The 18,648-nt window shown below is 38.7% G+C and carries 18 protein-coding genes; 8 read left to right on the forward strand and 10 right to left on the reverse strand.

The features are described from left to right. Positions 1–92: 92 nt before the first annotated feature. Complete coding sequence (locus AS4_RS17700) at positions 93–1,712, forward strand: oleate hydratase (RefSeq protein WP_096735041.1); 1,620 nt, start codon at positions 93–95, stop codon at positions 1,710–1,712. An 89-nt stretch (positions 1,713–1,801) separates the two neighbouring features. Here the strand turns inward: AS4_RS17700 and AS4_RS21835 are convergent, their stop codons facing one another. From AS4_RS21835 to AS4_RS17720, 5 genes are all read right to left on the reverse strand, one after another. Then, the gene (locus AS4_RS21835; protein ID WP_167468958.1) at positions 1,802–1,975 is read right to left on the reverse strand and encodes an NF038215 family lipoprotein; all 174 of its coding nucleotides are present in this window, start codon (positions 1,973–1,975) and stop codon (positions 1,802–1,804) included. A 104-nt stretch (positions 1,976–2,079) separates the two neighbouring features. Continuing rightward, a complete protein-coding gene (locus AS4_RS17705) occupies positions 2,080–2,640 on the reverse strand; it encodes a hypothetical protein (protein WP_406565200.1) in 561 nt (186 codons plus the stop codon). A gap of 59 nt (positions 2,641–2,699) precedes the next feature. Then, on the reverse strand, positions 2,700–3,461 hold the full coding sequence (locus AS4_RS17710; RefSeq protein WP_096735043.1) for a class I SAM-dependent methyltransferase: 762 nt from the start codon (positions 3,459–3,461) through the stop codon (positions 2,700–2,702). Positions 3,462–3,560: 99 nt separating this feature from the next. Continuing rightward, positions 3,561–4,205 carry a hypothetical protein gene (locus AS4_RS17715; RefSeq protein WP_096735044.1) on the reverse strand — a complete coding sequence of 215 codons (645 nt, stop codon included), beginning with the start codon at positions 4,203–4,205 and terminating at the stop codon, positions 3,561–3,563. A gap of 70 nt (positions 4,206–4,275) precedes the next feature. After that, the gene (locus AS4_RS17720) at positions 4,276–4,947 is read right to left on the reverse strand and encodes a D-Ala-D-Ala carboxypeptidase family metallohydrolase (RefSeq protein ID WP_096735045.1); all 672 of its coding nucleotides are present in this window, start codon (positions 4,945–4,947) and stop codon (positions 4,276–4,278) included. A 209-nt stretch (positions 4,948–5,156) separates the two neighbouring features. Here AS4_RS17720 and AS4_RS17725 point away from each other — a divergent pair, with 209 nt between their 5' ends. From AS4_RS17725 to AS4_RS17745, 5 genes are all read left to right on the forward strand, one after another. After that, on the forward strand, positions 5,157–5,705 hold the full coding sequence (locus tag AS4_RS17725) for a TetR/AcrR family transcriptional regulator (RefSeq protein ID WP_034613789.1): 549 nt from the start codon (positions 5,157–5,159) through the stop codon (positions 5,703–5,705). 11 nt (positions 5,706–5,716) lie between these two features. Further along, positions 5,717–7,369, forward strand: coding sequence for an MFS transporter (locus tag AS4_RS17730; RefSeq protein ID WP_096735046.1), 1,653 nt, complete (start codon positions 5,717–5,719; stop codon positions 7,367–7,369). A gap of 75 nt (positions 7,370–7,444) precedes the next feature. Further along, positions 7,445–8,572 carry an HlyD family secretion protein gene (locus AS4_RS17735; RefSeq protein WP_096735047.1) on the forward strand — a complete coding sequence of 376 codons (1,128 nt, stop codon included), beginning with the start codon at positions 7,445–7,447 and terminating at the stop codon, positions 8,570–8,572. 176 nt (positions 8,573–8,748) lie between these two features. Then, positions 8,749–9,612 carry a 1-aminocyclopropane-1-carboxylate deaminase/D-cysteine desulfhydrase gene (locus AS4_RS17740; RefSeq protein WP_096735048.1) on the forward strand — a complete coding sequence of 288 codons (864 nt, stop codon included), beginning with the start codon at positions 8,749–8,751 and terminating at the stop codon, positions 9,610–9,612. An 80-nt stretch (positions 9,613–9,692) separates the two neighbouring features. After that, the gene (locus tag AS4_RS17745) at positions 9,693–10,892 is read left to right on the forward strand and encodes a BaiN/RdsA family NAD(P)/FAD-dependent oxidoreductase (RefSeq protein ID WP_096735049.1); all 1,200 of its coding nucleotides are present in this window, start codon (positions 9,693–9,695) and stop codon (positions 10,890–10,892) included. Between the two features lie 26 nt (positions 10,893–10,918). On the opposite strand, the gene AS4_RS21840 is transcribed toward AS4_RS17745, so the two are convergent. The 3 genes from AS4_RS21840 to AS4_RS17750 all read right to left on the reverse strand — a co-directional run bounded on the left by AS4_RS21840 (position 10,919) and on the right by AS4_RS17750 (position 13,087). Next, positions 10,919–11,071, reverse strand: a complete 153-nt coding sequence (locus AS4_RS21840; RefSeq protein WP_167468959.1) for a hypothetical protein — start codon at positions 11,069–11,071, stop codon at positions 10,919–10,921. A gap of 145 nt (positions 11,072–11,216) precedes the next feature. Next, positions 11,217–11,381, reverse strand: coding sequence for a hypothetical protein (locus tag AS4_RS21845; RefSeq protein WP_004817677.1), 165 nt, complete (start codon positions 11,379–11,381; stop codon positions 11,217–11,219). An 83-nt stretch (positions 11,382–11,464) separates the two neighbouring features. After that, on the reverse strand, positions 11,465–13,087 hold the full coding sequence (locus tag AS4_RS17750; RefSeq protein WP_096735050.1) for a mechanosensitive ion channel: 1,623 nt from the start codon (positions 13,085–13,087) through the stop codon (positions 11,465–11,467). Positions 13,088–13,621: 534 nt separating this feature from the next. Between AS4_RS17750 and AS4_RS17755 the strand changes: the two genes are divergently transcribed. Continuing rightward, positions 13,622–14,044 (forward strand): hypothetical protein, encoded by a 423-nt coding sequence (locus AS4_RS17755; protein WP_004817681.1) that lies wholly within the window; start codon positions 13,622–13,624, stop codon positions 14,042–14,044. 109 nt (positions 14,045–14,153) lie between these two features. On the opposite strand, the gene AS4_RS17760 is transcribed toward AS4_RS17755, so the two are convergent. After that, positions 14,154–14,603 carry an ABZJ_00895 family protein gene (locus tag AS4_RS17760; RefSeq protein ID WP_034613776.1) on the reverse strand — a complete coding sequence of 150 codons (450 nt, stop codon included), beginning with the start codon at positions 14,601–14,603 and terminating at the stop codon, positions 14,154–14,156. Between the two features lie 479 nt (positions 14,604–15,082). After that, complete coding sequence (locus AS4_RS17765; protein WP_096735051.1) at positions 15,083–16,294, reverse strand: multidrug effflux MFS transporter; 1,212 nt, start codon at positions 16,292–16,294, stop codon at positions 15,083–15,085. 146 nt (positions 16,295–16,440) lie between these two features. Between AS4_RS17765 and yccS the strand changes: the two genes are divergently transcribed. Then, positions 16,441–18,615 carry a YccS family putative transporter gene (gene yccS, locus AS4_RS17770; protein ID WP_096735052.1) on the forward strand — a complete coding sequence of 725 codons (2,175 nt, stop codon included), beginning with the start codon at positions 16,441–16,443 and terminating at the stop codon, positions 18,613–18,615. Positions 18,616–18,648 lie beyond the last annotated feature (33 nt).

Below are 18,648 nucleotides of genomic sequence, written 5' to 3' on the forward strand. Positions count from 1 at the left end.
TCTATTTTCATGTATTTATAGGCTATAAAAAACCATAATAAAACTATGGTTTTAAATTATCCAAAATCAATATTTATACTCAGGGGTAAAAAATGCACAACAACAAAACCAACCGTTTAGATGCAAGCCAAGCACATTTGTGGATCATTGGCGGTGGAATTGCTGGAATGGCAGCTGCCGCATTTGCTATACGTGATGCCAAAGTACCAGCTAAAAATATTCACATTCTCGAAGAGTTAGATGTCTCAGGTGGTTCAATGGATGGCGGTCATACACCACATGCTGCACAAGCATGGGTTACCCGTGGCGGGCGGATGCTAACTGATGAAACATATTTATGTCTTTGGGACTTATTTTCGAGTATTCCATCCTTAGAAAATCCTGAACTTTCTGTTCGTGAAGAATGTCGTGAGTTCAATCAACAAGTCAAAACCCATGCACAAGCCCGTTTAATTGATGCGCAGCATGTGATTTCAGATGCCGCTAAACTGGGTTTAAATACACGCCATCGTGCGCAAATGTTACGCTTATTGGCAGCGAAAGAAGAAAAAATTGGCAGCCGCCGTATTGATGAATTTTTCGATGAGACCTTCTTTGAAACGAACTTTTGGCGTATGTGGCGTACGACATTTGCCTTCCAAAAATGGCACAGTGCAGCAGAACTTCGTCGCTATTTCTTACGTTTTATCCAAGAGTTACCACGTATTCATACCCTTGCTGGGGTAAAAAGAACCAAATACAACCAATATGATTCCATGATTTTGCCGCTACAACGTTGGTTGCTTGAACAAGGCGTAGATGTTCGTTTTGGCAATTATGTAACAGATGCAGACTTTCAAACCGATGAAGCAACCCTACAACGTCGTGCAACACGCTTGTATGTCAACCTTCCTGAAGGTACTGAGCAAATCAATCTTCAAGAAAATGATCTTGCCATATTTACTTTAGGTTCAATTACAGCAGATTCCCGTTATGCTGGAAATGATGATGTTCCAGCGCTTATTCGTGATCGACTTGATCATGGTTGGACCTTATGGGAAACCCTTGCGAAAAAAGCACCTGACTTTGGCCGACCAATGACCTTTTATGGCAACATTGATGAACATAAATGGGAGTCTTTTACACTCACCATGACAGATGATGTTCTGTTAAATCGCATCATTGATTACACAGGCAACCAGCCAGGTACTGGGGCACTGATGACTTGGTTTGAATCTGGCTGGCATTTATCGATTGTGGTGCCTGCTCAACCGCATTTTGCAAATTTACCAGAAGGCACCTTTACCCTCTGGGGCTATGGTTTCCAAATTGATCAAACAGGTGATTACATCAAAAAACCGATGTCACAAGCAACAGGCAACGAAATACTCACTGAACTAATTCTACAACTCGGCTTTGATGACATTCTTGAGCATGTTCTAGCAAACACCATTGTAACAACAGCTATGATGCCTTATGCATCGGCTTTATTTGCTTGCCGTAAGCCTGGTGACCGCCCACAGGTTATTCCACAAGGCGCAAAAAACTTCGCATTCTTGGGACAATTTGTTGAAATTGAAGATGATGTAGTTTTTACTGTTGAATATTCTGTTCGTGGTGCCATGATTGCAATTTATGAGTTCTTTGGCGTAGAACGTGAAATTCCTGAGATCTATAATGGATTACTTGATCCTAAAGTCGGATTAAAAGCTTTAGAAACAGTTTTTCATTAATTCATTTAAAATCAACTGAGTTAAATTGAATTAAAACCAAACGAGTGCATGCTCTTTTGATGCACTCGTTTTTATATTTTGAATAAAAATCAGGGTTGTGCATCCACTGAACGAGCACTGAGACGATAGTCTTTTTCATACACAGGCATACCTGCGATATGGATTGAACGAACTTCAGTTTTTGTTGGTGTAGGTGGTTTCTTTTCACACCCAACCAAAAATACTGCAAGTATTACACTCAAACTGATGGATAGCTTTTTCATGGCATCTCCTCCATTTTTTGTTTTATTTATAGTTCGAGCATAACAGTTCTGATTAAAAATACAGCTATTTTTTATTTCAAAAGGTGTCTATCTATAGAAAGTGGCTATACGTCACAAGGATCTATCATTAAAACAGCTTGATCTTCATCATTTTTATTTTTGTAACGGTAGTGAAAGCCACCATTTCCATCAAATTCCATGTCACTAAAATATTGAAAAGCATCTACGCTTACAGACTCAATTTTAGGGTATTGCTCTGGTTGAAGTTGAATTTTATTTAAAACTTTCGCAGTAAATACTTTTTGGAAAATAATCGTAGGCGCATTTTTTAATTCAAATCGGGCGATACACCCAGTCTTTTCATCCACAACAACAACGTTGTCTAAAGCCTGCACGATCCCCGCCTTCGAGATGAAAAGACTATGATGAACATTAAAGGTATAGCCATAGCTTAAATGCAAGAAATCCTCGGTTTGGTTTTCAACATTTAAACCACGCTCCCAGTCCATGACCAAAGGTAATCTATAGTCATCGCCTTCATAGAGTACAAAATCACAATGATCATTTGCATCTTCATCACATGTTTGCTGAATGACTGAAAATTGCCCTATCTTCGCCACTGTTCGATGAATCTGCTCGGCATAACCACTACTGGAATAAGCCATCATGCTAAATAATATCGGAAATATTGTATTGATTATTTTTTTTGACATCAGATTTCTAATCAAGTTTTACTCAATAGCAAATATACAGCTTCACTGGTAAATGTGCCATCTTGCTGAATCTGATAATACTGTTGTACTTGATCAGCAGCTTTGGACTGTAAATAGCGAATGGTATGGATATCCTCTACTGGTGTTTGCATACGCTCCACCCAACTTTGAAAATTTAACTGTAAACTTTGCTTTTCAATGGTTTCTACCTTAAAGCCTGCTTGTTCTACGATTTGTACCCATTCCGCCAAACTATAATTTCGAACATGGCTTGGATCACGAATGGTTTCTATGGTCTGAATAAAGGTGTCTAAAATAGGGTTAGAATTGCCAATAATATCAAACAGGATCACTTTGCCATCAGCACGTAATACACGATAAATTTCATGAATTGCTTGAGTGATACTTTGCCAATGATGCGCAGAATAACGACTGATCACACAATCAAAATGCTCAACAGGAAAATCCAATTGCTCTGCTGCACCAACCTTCCCTATGACATGATCGAATCCCTTTTGTTGAGATTGTGTGGTCACAAGATTGACCATTTCAGGCGTAATATCATAGGCAATTACTTGCTCAGTGAATGCTGCAATCTGATAAGTGACATGCCCACCACCGCAGCCTAGATCCAAAACTCGTTTGAATTGATGTTGTTGGATTAAATTTTGCATTTTTTCAAACTCAATGCCTTGTGCATGTACTTGGCTATTTAAGTATGCTTCTGATTTATTTTGATATTGTGCCTGATTAACTTGCTGTTGAGTGGTCATTGTCGTGTCCTTGTTGTCGAATAAAACGACAATAGACAATTCAATTAAAAAATAAAAATGATGAATTTTAATGGAATTAATAACTTTATTTTATTTATGTTAACTCATAATTACCCGATAATCAGACTGACAAGGGTTTTGAATGATAACATCTTGTACCCCCATCTCGTTTCCGACCTTAATATTATAGTTAAATGAAAAATCACCATTATCCTCAAAATTTGCCGTGGCAGGATAGTCCAACTTTTTAAATTGCGGCACTTTGTTGTTGAGCACTAAACGTACCCGAAAATCAGGAACGCTATAAAATACCAATGAATTCGGCATATTTTTTAAATTTGATTCAAAAGTTACAAAACAGGTTTGCTGCGTATTCATCGCAAGAAAACTGCCATAATCTTTTTGTTGATTTTTATCGTTAATCACAGTGAGATTATACTCACTTCCTGTTAGCCCCAACAAAAAACCCATTAAATTTGGATTAAATTGATAAACGTTTGCGGTTTTACTCCATTTTTCCATTAATACCTGCTTCTTTCCTTTAGCATCATAGAGTACATAGTCACAACTAGAACCATGCTGAGTGCAAGACTCTTTTTGAATTTTCAGTTTTCCTGCATGCCCCAATACTTCGTATTCAGAATCAACTTCGACGGCAGCATCAGCTTGCGCAAAAGCAGAATAACTACTGAAAAAAGTCAGAGCAAATAAAAAACACTTTATTAGGGTCTGTAGACATTTCATAAATAACGTTCCAATCTCTCAGAATTTTTTAATATAGATTCAAGTTCAATTCTTGCTCAAAAATACAATTTTAACTTTTTACACACGGCGAACTTTTCGATTTAAAGTCCTTACCCCAAGTACGATATCCTTGGGTATCAATATGATAGCGATTGTTACCATAAACGCCTAAACCCATTTTATAACTTTTGCCTTCCACTTGCCAAAAATGACACATTTTTTTAACTAATAATTCGCGATCTTTTTTAATGGTTTCTTTGGGAGATAGCACATGAAAATCAACTGCATAATTACTTAAATGCTTACTTTTTTCCGCCCCACCTATGCATTTATTTAATTCAGGGGCACGATAGATCGCTGAAATCGTATATGTTTTAAAATATTCATTTCGATTTAACTTTTCCACCAATTGCAAACTACTCACCACATTTTTCCAAAAGGCTTTAGGTGGAATGGCAAAACGTTTTGAGTAACACTGTTCTGGCATATAGTTTCGGCTGGTTGTCAGCTCCATCAGACTAGGCGGATGTTTTAAATACTGCGACATAAACTGATAATAATCTGCCAATAATTGGGGGTCTTGTTGCGCCTTCCAAAGCTTGAATTGTTGTTCAATCTGTTGATCTGATGATTTTCTTGAAGATGCGGCCTGATCTGCTTTTTTCTCAGATGGCGTACAGGCATTTAACACCAATACACTGATGCAGCAGATCGAAATAACAATATTTTTAAAAATTTTCACAATTTCAGCACACTTATTGTTTTATTTTAAAGGGTAAATATTTAGAAATCTAAACCTATTTATACAATTTATTAATCATTGACCTAAGTCATTCTAACCAATCTCATTCACTTTAAAGCTGCTATTTACAAAAATCCACAGAGTTAGTAATTTACAACGGACAAAAATGTCCGTTAAATATCAGAATAAAATTTAATGCAATTTCCCCTATGCGTATACGTCAAAAACAAGCGGCACAAAATCGCGAAGATTTGCTTAATGCTGCACTGAAAATATTCCGTAAACAAGGGATTCGTGCGCCATTACAGCTCGTGATTGATGAAGCTGGCGTTGGACGAGCAACCTTTTATCGTAATTTTAAAGATCGCCGTGAGTTGGTCATCGCCTTGATGGAACAAGCATTAACTCGTCTAGATGAACGGGCAAAAAGCTTTTCAGAATATCCTGATGGTTTGATTCGGTTAATTCGCAATCATGTCGAGAATCTGCCTTATCTCACCGCCTTGATGGAATATTGGCGTGTGATTGATCGTAATGACCCAAGTATGGTGGATATTTATCAACGGCGTGACGCAATTCTTCAACCGCTGATTGATCAAGCCATTGCCCATCGAATTTGCCGACCAGATCTTACCCCAAAAGATTATGCGCTAATTACCGGTATTCTAAGAGCTTCCTTTCAAGGGCTAACCGACGAAGAACAAGTTCAACTGGCCACACGTGCAGTTGACTTACTCATTGATGGCATCAAGGCGTAATTGAGGCACTTATGGATAAATCGCCACGTTTACTTGAACCTGCCCCAGATTGGACACCTGAAGAGCGTCCAACCTTACCAGGCTCGCCTGCGGCTATTGCACATCCAACACATAAAAAGCTGATTTATTTTTTTATTGGCCTATTTGTTGCGATCTCAGGCAGTTTAAGTAATGGTTTTATTACTGCAAATTTACCACTTATTCAGGGTGAATATTCGCTAACGCCTTCAGAAGCTGCATGGATTCCCGCAGCTTATGTGATGGCAAATATTAGTTCCAACATGATTCTGTTTAAAGCTCGGCAACAATATGGGTTACGGCTTTTTTCTGAAATTGGTTTAGTGCTTTTTATTTGTGTGTTGGTGCTGCATATCTTTGTGCACACCTTTGAAATGGCATTGTTTGTCCGTGTGATCAGCGGTTTGGTTGCAGCCCCCCTGAGTTCTTTAGGCATGTACTACATCATGCAGGCCTTTAAACGAGAAAACTTTGGACGAGGAATTTATCTCGCACTGGGCTTTCAGCAATTGGGTATCCCACTGGCATGGATCATTTCCCCGTCTCTGGTCGATGTAAATGACTGGATTGTGCTCTATACCTTTGAGCTGGGTTTAGCGATATGTTGTTTGGCTATGGTGGTTTCTTTAAAACTACCACGTAGCTTAAGAATCGAAGTCTTTGAAAAACAGGATTTCTTCACTTTTGCCTTACTTGCACCCGGCTTTGCCCTGCTATGTATCGTCCTGACCCAAGGCCCAATCCTTTGGTGGTTTGAAGTCAAATGGTTAGGGTATGCCTTAATTGCTGGCTTCAGTCTTATTGTTATCGGACTGACTTATGAACATTACCGTGTCAATCCGCTTATCATTACCCGTTGGCTAGGTTCAGCCACTACACTTAAATTTGTGTTTGGTGCGTTGGCGATTCGCTTGCTCATGTCTGAGCAAAGTTACGCAGCCGTTAACTTTTTAAAAACCATGGGCATGGGACCTGATCAGTTCGTTACCTTGTATAGCGTGATTTTTCTTGGCATTGTGCTCGGCACTATTTTTAGCGCCATGACCTTTAAAAGAGAACGCATCTCATGGCACTTGGTCGGTGCTGTAGTCTTGGTTCTTATTGCTTGCGCTTTAGACTATCACCTCACCAGTGATGTTCGACCTGAGAATTTTTACCGCAGCCAATTTATTGTTGGCTTTGCCAGTGGTATGTTTATCGGACCATTGTTGCTGACAGGGATTATTAATGCCTTACAAAAAGGCCCATCACACATGGTCACTTTTGTGGTGTTGTTCTCTGCAACACAAAGCTTTGGGGGGTTAATTGGAAATTCATTCTTTTCAACCTATCAACAATTACGCACCCAAAATTATCGGGCTGAAATTGTCAGTGACTTATCACCAACTGATCCATTGGTGGTGCAACGACTTGCGGCCTATCAGCAAGCAGCCAATAAATATACTTTAGATGCATCACTTGAACAGAACCAAGCTTATCGCAATTTAAACCAGATTGTGACACGAGAAGCACAAGTGCGTGCCTATAATGATGTGATTGCGTTAAATGGAATTTTCGCCATTTTACTGTTGATTTGGAGTAGTTTTAATATTGCTTGGACACGCTATCAACTCAAAAAACAGCAACAGGTCCTCAATAGCAGTTAGACAGATCTCAGGCTATTCCGAAATCAGATGATCCATGATGTCACGCTATGTATTAAAAAATATTTGAGAATTCTTATGTCGCAAGATCAAAAACCAACAGAGCAAGCAGCAGTTACACCACCACAAGCACCTGCAACAGCAGCAGCGCCACCACCATCCAGTAAGCTTATTCCAACAGCGAAAAGAACATTGCTGTTGATGCTCTTGGTCTTGTTGGTGGGGATTGCTGTGATTATGCGTGCATGGAAAATTGGCCCTTTTGATAGCAGCATAGAATCCACCGACAATAGTTATATCAAAGGCAGAACCACAGTTTTATCTTCTCAAATCAATGGTTATGTCAAAGATGTATTGGTCACTGATTTTGACCATGTCAAAAAGGGTCAGCCGTTAATGCATATTGATACCACAACCTATGATCAGAAAGTGACTCAGGCTGAAGCTGGTGTTGATCAGGCCAATACCACTTTAGCCAATCAAACCCAAGCGATTGAACAACGCAAAGCGGACATTGTGGCCGCACAAGCCAAAGTTGAACAAGCCAAAGCAAGTTATGAACTTTCAACAGCACAACTCAATCGTTATCAACAATTGGGAAATACTGGCGCAACCTCTAAAACAGAACAAGACAAAGCGGCTGCAGATGTAAAGAATAATTTAGCCTTACTCAAACAAGCTGAAGCCAATGTATTGGTTGCTCAAGAAGCATTAAAAACAGCTCAAGTGGCTCAATCGGGCTTAAAAGCACAAGTCACCAATGCCAAGGCACAATTTGATCAAGCGGTGACAACGAAAGACTACAGCGTGATTGCAGCACCGATGGATGGACAGTTGGGCGAAGTTACTCCTCGTGTGGGACAATATGTTGCAGCTGGCACCCAGTTAATGTATCTAATTCCGCAACAAACTTGGGTGATTGCCAATTTCAAAGAAACACAAATTGCCGATATGTACATCGGGCAAAAAGCAACATTTACGGTAGATGCTATGAAACATCAAAAATTTACTGGCCGTATTGAACAGATTTCACCTGCTGCAGGTGCTGAGTTTAGTGTGCTTAAGCCTGACAACACCACAGGTAATTTTACCAAGGTCGTACAGCGTATTTCTGTGCGGATTGCTATTGATCCCAATCAAAAAGGTTTAGAATTTTTACGACCGGGGATGTCTGTAGTAACTTCCGTCGATACCAGCACTCAATGATCCGCCTAAGTGAAAAGCTTGAGTTAAAAAGGCTTGAGTTAAAACCTAGAAATTTATCCCCAATAATAGACATGAAACTCAATCAAACCTGTCTTGTTTTACAGGTTTGATTAGAATATCTTGAACAGGCTTAATTCAAAGCTACTCATACACACCCACTCAGTTAAAAAATCAGCATGTTTGATCGTATTGCCCAAACTATTCCCTACCAAAGTTTAGATTTTGCTGGATCTGTTCAACTTACAGTTAAACGGCTTGATCTAATCCATCCACAAATTTCTGGCAATAAATTTTTTAAACTCAAATATAATTTGAATGAAGCACGTCAGCTTAGCCTAAAACAGATTCTGACGTTCGGTGGTGCTTATTCCAATCATATCGCTGCCACAGCCTATGCAGCACAGTTATTTGGATTTAAAAGCATCGGGATCATTCGGGGCGAGGAGTTAGCGCATAAACCGCTCAACCCTACTCTAACGACAGCACAGCAGTTGGGCATGCAGCTAGTTTTTGTTTCACGTGAAAAATATAGACAAAAAAATAATCATGACTGGATCGATGAATTAACACAACATTATCCAAACACTTATATTATTCCTGAAGGTGGAACCAATGAACTTGCTATACAAGGTTGTCAGGAAATTTTAACGACAGAAGATTTAAATCATTATGATGTGATTTGCTGTGCGGTAGGAACAGGTGGCACAATCACTGGGCTGATTAACGCCAGTTCATCACAGCAGGAAATTTTAGGGTTTTCAGCACTTAAAGGTGATTTTTTACAACAAGATGTCAGTCAACTCACCCATAAAAGCAATTGGAAAATACTGGATGATTATTGTTTTGGCGGTTATGCCAAAACCACAGTTGAATTAGTTAGCTTTATAAACAACTTTGAGCAGCAATATCGCATTCCGCTTGAACAGATTTATACTGGGAAAATGTTTTATGGGATTTTTGATTTGATTTCAAAAGGTTACTTTAAAGAAAATGCAAAAATCTTGATTCTGCATAGTGGTGGCTTGCAAGGACGTAGCTAAACCCTACCTATTTATAATTGTCCTGAAAATTACTTTAAATTTGTCTATAATCCCCTGCTCAAAGTTTCCATGAGTGTGATATGTCTTCTAACCAATATGATGTGATTGTCCTCGGCGCAGGTGCTTCAGGTTTAATGCTTGCGGCAAAAGCAGCTGCCCGTGGTCGTAAAGTCTTAGTGGTTGAGAAAGCCAATAAAATTGGTAAAAAAATCCTCATGTCAGGTGGTGGTAAATGTAACTTCACCAATCTTTATGTTGAGCCTGAAAATTTTATTTCACATAACCCACATTTTGTCATCTCTGCCCTGACGCGTTATACCAATTGGGACTTTATTGGGATGGTCTGTGAATATGGCATTGACTATGAGGAACGCAAACATGGACAACTGTTTACCTTAAATGGCGCAAAAGAAATCTTAAGCATGCTGCTCAACGAATGTGAAAAAACACATCATGTTGAGATTAAAACCAGTTGTGAAGTCAAAGCGATCAACACGGTTGACGATCAGACTTTTCAAGTCGCCACCAATTTAGGCTATTTTCAGGCTGAATCTGTTGTTGTTGCATCAGGTGGCTTATCTATTCCAACATTGGGTGGCTCTGGCATCGGCTATGAAATTGCCAAACAATTTGGTCACCACATCTATCCTACACGCGCAGGTTTAGTTCCCTTCACTTTTTCAGATCAATTTAAAGAAGTCACAACACGTTTAAGCGGCAATGCGGTTGAAGCAACGCTATCTAACGAGCTGATTGCATTTACTGAAGCATTGTTGTTTACACATCGTGGTTTAAGTGGTCCAAGCTCATTACAACTTTCAAATTATTGGAATGCAGGACAAGCATTCCATATTAACTTTTTACCAACTCTTGAGCTGTTTGATTTTTTAAAGCGCAAAAAGCAAAGCCAACCTAAGGTGTTAATCAGAACCTTACTGACTGAACTTTTACCGAAAAGTGTGGTGATTGAACTACAAAATCTCATTTGGTCCGAGTGGGCTGAAACGGCGATTGGGCAATTAAGTGATGAAAAACTTGAAACGATTGCCAATAAATTACAGCAATTTGAAGTCAAACCCTCTGGTACTGAAGGCTATCGGACTGCAGAAGTCACTTTAGGCGGTGTTGACACCACTGAAGTTTCATCAAAAACTATGGAAAGTAAAAAACAAAAAGGTTTATTTTTTATTGGTGAGATCTTAGATGTGACTGGTCATTTAGGCGGGTTTAATTTTCAGTGGGCATGGGCTTCAGCACATGCCGCTTCAGAATATGTTTAATCTAAACTGATTAATAGATAGAAAGCTTATTCTAAATAATCTGTTTTAAATAAGATAAGTTGGTTTTGGATTTGCTGCTTCTGGGTAACACGTTGAATCGCCAAATCCATCGACTTTAGCTCATGTTTTTTTGCAAATAACGACTGATGAATTTTGTGTAAAAAATAGATGATCTTCATTTCAATTCCTTTGAAAATGATATTTATCAGATGACTGTGTTTTATATTGCCTACATATTCACCCATTCAATCTAGACAATAAATCATCTGATGTCTATCTATTTTCTATAAAAAAACCGATAAAATTCATGCTTTGCAAACACAATCACTCTTGAGATTTGTTTTGAGATTCATGTTGTTGCTTAACAATTTCGGATGATTGCTTTTTCGGTTTTGCAAACACAAACTTATAAGCACTTGCTAAAAACCCTACAGTGATTCCTGCAATCACAATCGGTGCAATGAAATTATTTGGCTTTTTCTTAGACATCTCTATTCCCTCTCACTTTTGACCTAAAAATAAAAAGATCGATCAAGCATCAATCCTGATCGATCTTTAAAAGAATTTAAATGTTAATTCGGGTCATCTTTGTCCTGTTTCAATGAATCAGTAAGTGACTTGTACTCATTTTCAATCGCAGGGGTATCCGCGGTTACTTGCGTAGCGTCTGTACCACTTGGCTGTGATGAATAAGTATTTTCTTGCTTTAATGGATTCGGTTGATTTGCCTCTTTCTTGGCTTTATCGATTAAATCCGTTAAAACGCGTTCTGCAGGTTGACGTCCACCTAGACCAAAGGCCAATGCAAAAGCAACTGCCACAGAACCCAAGGTTAAGCCAAAAGCAAGATTAACGATCGAATCGGCAATTCCCATGGCTTTTAAACCCATTGCAATCACCAGCCCCATGATCAAAACACGAACCAAGTTGCCTAACCATCTTGAGCTATTGTACTCACCACGCTGCACCACATTCGCCACGATATTGGCCAACCAAAAACCAATCACCAAAATCACTGCGCCTAACAAAATGTTGGCACCAAAGTAAATAAACATTGAAATCAAATGACTAACTTGTTCAAAGCCAAGTCGATTCGCCGCTTCGGAAACAGCAAATAACATGGTAAAGAAAACAATCAGATAACCAATGATACAAGAAACTTTCGTGTCACCTAAAAAGCGTTGCAAATCTAATTTTGCAGGAATTTCATCAACACCCGTTCCAGCAACAACTTCTGAAACCAAACGCCCGACAAAACGAGACACCACATAAGCCACAATTAAAATTAATCCAGCTGCAATAATATGTGGAATTGCATACATGATTTCACCCAGCATTGCGGTTGCTGGTTGTGAAATAGCTTGTATACCAAGTGCTTCAAAAGCCACAATTAACGCTGTAATCATGACAACGGCAAAAACAAAAGAGCCTAAAAACTTCGCTAAACCTTGGTTTGAGTTTTTAAACAGCCCTACTTTTTCAATTTGGGTTTGTAAATTTAGACTGTTGATTAAACCCTCAACAATCCCACGTAGGATTTTTGCCAAGATATAACCGACAAAAACGATAACACCCGCAATGAAAATATTTGGTATATAAGAGACTGCTTCATTCAGCATGTTCTGCACTGGAAGCAATAAGCCTTGCAAACCTAAAATTGATAATACAATTGGTAGGAACAGCAATAAAATTAGCCAGTAGACAATATCAGCGATATTCTGACTGATCGGACTAACCCCGACATCGGCACTTAATTTTTCATCAAGTTGAGTCCGATCCAAGGCTTTTTTTAAGCCGACTTTAACCAGATTTGCCACAATCCAGCCAATAAATGCGATGGCCACCGCAGCCAGTAATTGTGGAATAAACAATAAGAATTGCTGAATCATCAAACTAAATGGGCTGCTTACGCTGGTAAGATTCAGTACATTTAATGCACCAATCACCGCGATCACCATCACCACCCAAAAAACAATTCGAGAAAGAATACTTTCAATATTTGAACGATGACCTGTTGCTGAAGACAATTTTGTATTTGTACCTAGTTTTTCTAGGATTTTTTTAATTCCTGCTGCAACAATCAGTGCAATAATCCATCCCACAATAAGGATGGCAACAGCGGCGAGAATCGGGTGGAATTGATCCCAGTAATACATGGCATCAAATCTCCCCCTTGTTTGTAAAATTTCATTCATTTTTTATTTCCTCAAGTTATAGATTTATAACAATCTGAGCGTGCTCAAATGACTTTAAGCAACATTCTTTATTTGAATTGGATACTTGATGAATTACTCTTCTACTTTATCTATTGCTTATATAACGAGCAAATTTAACTGCATAAATACAACAAAAGCATGCAAAAATGAAAAACTCCAGCTTTGCAGCTAGAGTTTGTCTGATCAATATAATCTTTATAGATGATTATGGGATTAAACCCAGTCGGCGATCATGTAAACAAGCAAGGAAACAAGAAATAACCCCACAAGAATAAGCATATAAATGGGTAAGCGATTCTTATGCGTTATATCTTCAGTACTTGTTACATAAGATGGTTTATTGAAATCGTGTTTCATGACGTCCACCTCCATCGAATTGATGTATTTTTATACTAACAGGCTATTTGTGATCTGTGTGTAAAAATATTTTAAGCAAAAGTAAATTTTAATTCGAGCAGTTCTTGAAAGATAAATGAGCTATAATATGTACCCCATTTTTTGGCTATTGTAGATATGGCTTATCAACGACAAAGTGTCGAGTTGGACTTGGACACTGATGTCACGCATCAATGCTTCACACATACCTCAAGAGATGACCATCTCATTGGAATTATTGAATTTAATAAGCCTAGTTATATTCTAAAATGGGGCGATTTAGAGTATTTCCGTCGCCGCACAGATGAATTGTCGGTTATGCCTTTCCCAGAATGTATCAATGCGATGATTATTGATATTCGCAATATTGTGCCATTTCTGGATAACGAAGTTCCAATCGTGCCATGGCGCTTACTTGAAGAAGACTGCCCGATACGACTTGTTGTTCCTCAAGATCGTTTAGAACATTATGCAGGGATCTTTGAACCGACGTGGTTAACCACAGACATTGAAATTGCCATTCAAGAATTACGCGAATTTATGGATATGTTCGTACACTAACAGCATATCCATAGCTTAAAAAATAAGATTTATTTTTTGCTTATTTGTATTGACGCAGATTTCATCAATGACTTTTATTTCTCAAAGTAAAGTCAACAATTTAAACAGATCATTGACCAAACATTTTAGCTGCCATACGCTGCGCTTGCTTTCCATAAAACCAATAGGTAATTAAATATAAAGGGATTGCCAACATCAGCAACATGATCAATGCAGTGAGCAAAAATTGAGTATTTTGCAGATACATCACAAAAGTTTTCCACACGTCTGGATCATTCTGAGAAAAAAACCAAACACCCGCAAATACCCCAAGTAAATTATAGCCCCAAAATATTGCAGTATAACCAAGGGTCAGTTTTTTACGCTCTTGGTCTGTAGGCGCACGGCGTTGTTGCTTGAGAAAACGATATAACACGATAATCATCGCAATCAAATAAGGTATTGCTGTTAACACGCCAGCAATTTCATTGGGCAATAATGCAGCCAATACACCTGCAACCATGGTCAAGACTAAACAAAGCAGCAAAAACCACAAAAAATATTTGTTTAAAGACACCATGACGACAGCCTAGATTGCATAAAGAACAATATTATAATTTTTTTTCAACTTTTTTTCATTTTCTTGTCAACCAATTTGAAACTGTTGTCGTTATATAAGTATAAGGTCTGCAGCAACCAAATTGATTGCACGGCATCCGCAAAGAAATTTGGAGACCTTCTCTCAGAGAAACTAAAAACTTATGCTTCTTAAGATTCAACTTAGCAGCCTGAATCTTTATAACGAAGTATTTTGGCCGACGATTTACTCATCACTCGAATCGTCGGCTTTTGTTTTTCTGGTATTTGTGTTTTTATCATGTCTGCTTTGACCGCATGTATGAATATCGCGTACTTACTTCTAACAATACAATCTCTTAGAACCTGTCAATTTCCTCATACTTGAATAAAGAATACAGATCGTCTTTGATTCAATAAATCAAAATTCACTTTTGTCTTGTAAATCAACAAGACGATCTCATGTTCAGTATCGGTATAAACTTAAATTTGTTTCATCTTGAACTGTTGAGCCACTTTTAAAATTGCCATAAACCCAGCCACAGTAAAAGCCAACATCAAAATTCCCATATTGAATAACTGATTCCATACGAGAAAATTCAATACCACACCGCCCAATAGACCACACGCAAATTGCATACTGCCCATAATTGCACTTGCAGTTCCTGCTCTTGAGCCTTGTTCAGACATCGCCAATGCCATCGCATTCGGTCCAGTAAAACCAATCCCTGAAACAGAGAAAAATAAACCTAACATGACAATCGCCAATGGTGCATCAGACATGAAACCTGCGCTGACAATAATCAATGCGCCTGTGACCTGAATCAAACCACCAATTTTCAAGCGCAGGATCACCGAGAGTTTGTTGGCTAAACGCTTATTGATAGAAGACAGTAAAATGATACCAAAAGCATTAAAACCAAAGGCAATAGCAAACTGTTGCTGAGTTAAATGATAACCATCCATCAACACTGCTGCCGCGGAACTGATATAACAAAATAGTGCTGCACCAGTAAAACAACCTGCCAACATTGGAAAGCGAAAGCTTCGATCTTTAAAAATACAAGCATATAAAATAAACACTTGTTTAAAGTTGAGATGCAGCCTGCGTTCTGGTGCGAGTGTTTCCTTAAATAAAAAGTGTACACAAAACAAGCAGAACAGACCAATCACAAACAAGGCGATAAAGACGCCTTGCCAACTAAAGAATTGTAGAATGGCGGCACCCAAAGTTGGAGCAAGAATTGGGGCAATCCCCATCACAATCATCATACTGGAAAAAGCTTGCGCTGAACCTTGCACATCTAAACGGTCTCGAATTGCAGCTCGTGCCATCACCACCCCCACACAGCCCCCTAAGGCTTGTAAAACACGTGCGGCAATCAACGACCAATGATCAGGTGCTAAAACACACAACAAGCTGGCAAAAGCAAACAAGGTCATACCAAAATAAAGCGGTTTCTTACGCCCGATACGGTCACTGATTGGACCATAAATCAATTGACCAACAGCAAGACCAAAAAAATATGCAGGCAAGGTATTGGCGATCTGCTGGGTTGTCACATTAAAGTCTTGCGCCATTTGTGGCAATGCTGGCAAATACATATCAATGGATAAGGGACCCAAAGAGGTAAATAAAGCCAAAAGCATAATCCAGCCCGTTGAATACTGCTGACCCACGTTTTTTTCAGACATAGATGGTTTATAATTTGATAAGGAATGTTGCAGACAAGTTTACACTGTCCATTGTATGATTTGTCACAAAGATAAGTGAAAAGCCATATAAGCCAAATCGCATTGCCCAAGTACATAACACCCTATTGATTTAACAAGGATTTCCTTTGAACACTTGGCTGTTAAAACTCAGAAAAGCAACCTACAACACAAGTTTCATGTATAACTTGAGAATGATCATTGCCTTCACAGGGACTGCATTTGTACCTTATCTGTTGGGACAGCAGTTAATGACCATTCCTCTTACCTTAGGGGTGGTTGCAGCAGGTCTCAGTGATATAGACGATCGCTTCTCTGTGCGTATCATGAATTTGATCTATACCTATATCGGATTCTTTATCACCGCTGCCTCAGTGAGCCTGCTCTTTCCATACCCTATTCTGTTTGCCTTAGGTTTGATTGTTTCTTGTATTGGTTGGATTTTATTGGGTTCTTTGGGACGTCGCTATGCCACCATTTCTTATGGCTGTTTGGTGGTCTCTGTGTATTCCATGCTTGGGGTGCATTTATTTGATCAATGGTATATCCAGCCAAGTCTATTGGTGATTGGTGCAATTTGGTATGGGCTTATTTCAACCATCAGTTTTTTACTGTTCCCGGTACGGCAAGTTCAAGACAAATTGTCTCAATGTTTTTCCTCATTAGGTAATTTTCTGTTTTCCAAATCTAATTTGTTTGATGTCGATATGACACCAACCAGCTATCAAGACAGTATGATTAGTTTGTCTATGGAAAATGGACAGCTCATCAGCATTTTTAATGATATGCGTACCGCCTTGTTGACGCGTTTAAAGGGTGACCGAGGACAACGTGATACGCGTCGTAGTTTACAGTATTACTTTGTTGCACAAGATATTCATGAACGGGCCGATTCAGCGCATATTGATTATCAAAAGCTGGCAAAAATGTTTGAACATAGTGATGTGTTATTTCGTTTCCAACGCATTTTAGCGCTGCAAGGCAAAGCCTGTAAGGATCTAAGCGATAGCATCTTACACCGTACCACTTACCAGCATAATGTCCGTTTTGAGCATGCTTTTAAAAACCTCAGATACTCGCTAGATAAACTCAAAAAAGAAGAAAATTATGATTTAATTTGGGTCAATTCATTGTTTGCACTTTATCAAAACTTAAAGTCGATTGATGCCCAATTACAAAATCTCGAAACTGAACGACATATTAAATACGATCAAAGTAAAAATTTCGAAAACCAACTTAAAGATGATGACCTCAAAGGTTGGGATGATATTGTCATTCGAATCAAACAAAATTTAACCCCCGAGTCTGTACTTTTTAGACATGCAATTCGCGTTTCGATTGTTTTGTTTATTGGCTATGTTTTTGTACAACTCACCAATATTGAATACGGTTACTGGATTCTATTAACAGCACTGTTTGTCAGCCAACCGAACTTTAATGCGACCAAACGACGTTTAAGATTACGGATTATTGGAACATTAGGCGGCATTATTTTAGGCTATGCAATTTTGTATTTTGTACCCTCTATTGAAGGACAACTCTTATTACTCGTACTCAGTGGTGTATTGTTTTTTGATTTACGCAGTAAACAGTATGCCCAAGCCACTGCCTTTATTACCATCATGGCGCTGATCAATTTTAACTTGGATGGGCTTGGCTATGAGGCAGCACTACCTCGTATGATTGATACAGTGATTGGCTGTGCCCTCGCCTGGTTCGGTGTCAGCTTTATTTTCCCTGACTGGAAGTTCCGTCGTTTACCCCGCACCATTCAACGTTCACTTGAAGCTCAATGCAATTATTTGGCAAATGTAGTCGCTCAATATCATCAGGGGCGCAATAATAGTTTAGAGTATCGAATTGTTCGTCGTGCTGCACATAATCGAGATGCAGATGTTGCCTCACTGATTTCAACCCTTGCCACTGAACCAGATTTTGACCCAAGTCAAAAAAGCTTAGCTTTTGAGTTCTTATGTTTAAATCATACCTTTCTTAGCTATATCGCAGCACTCGGTGCACATCGTGAGCAAGTGAAAGACCAACAGGTGCTTAATCTATTGGATCAAGCTTTAGATGATATCTCTGGGGCTTTATTACGGGATGAAATGCCTGATTTAACCGCACATAATATGTTGAAAGCCATTCGTGCCCGTTTAAGTCAATCCGAGTCAGAAGACTCTAAATCACTCATTATTCTTCAACAATTGTCATTAATGTTCAGTATTTTAAAGCAACTGAGTAGCTTGAAACAGAATTTAAGCCATGAACGAGATGATCAATCTACTGAATTAGCTTCTTTATAAATCTGCATCAAAATTGCATCGTTATTTGGTACA

This window comes from Acinetobacter guillouiae, from assembly GCF_002370525.2.
In the GTDB taxonomy this organism is placed as follows: domain Bacteria; phylum Pseudomonadota; class Gammaproteobacteria; order Pseudomonadales; family Moraxellaceae; genus Acinetobacter; species Acinetobacter guillouiae.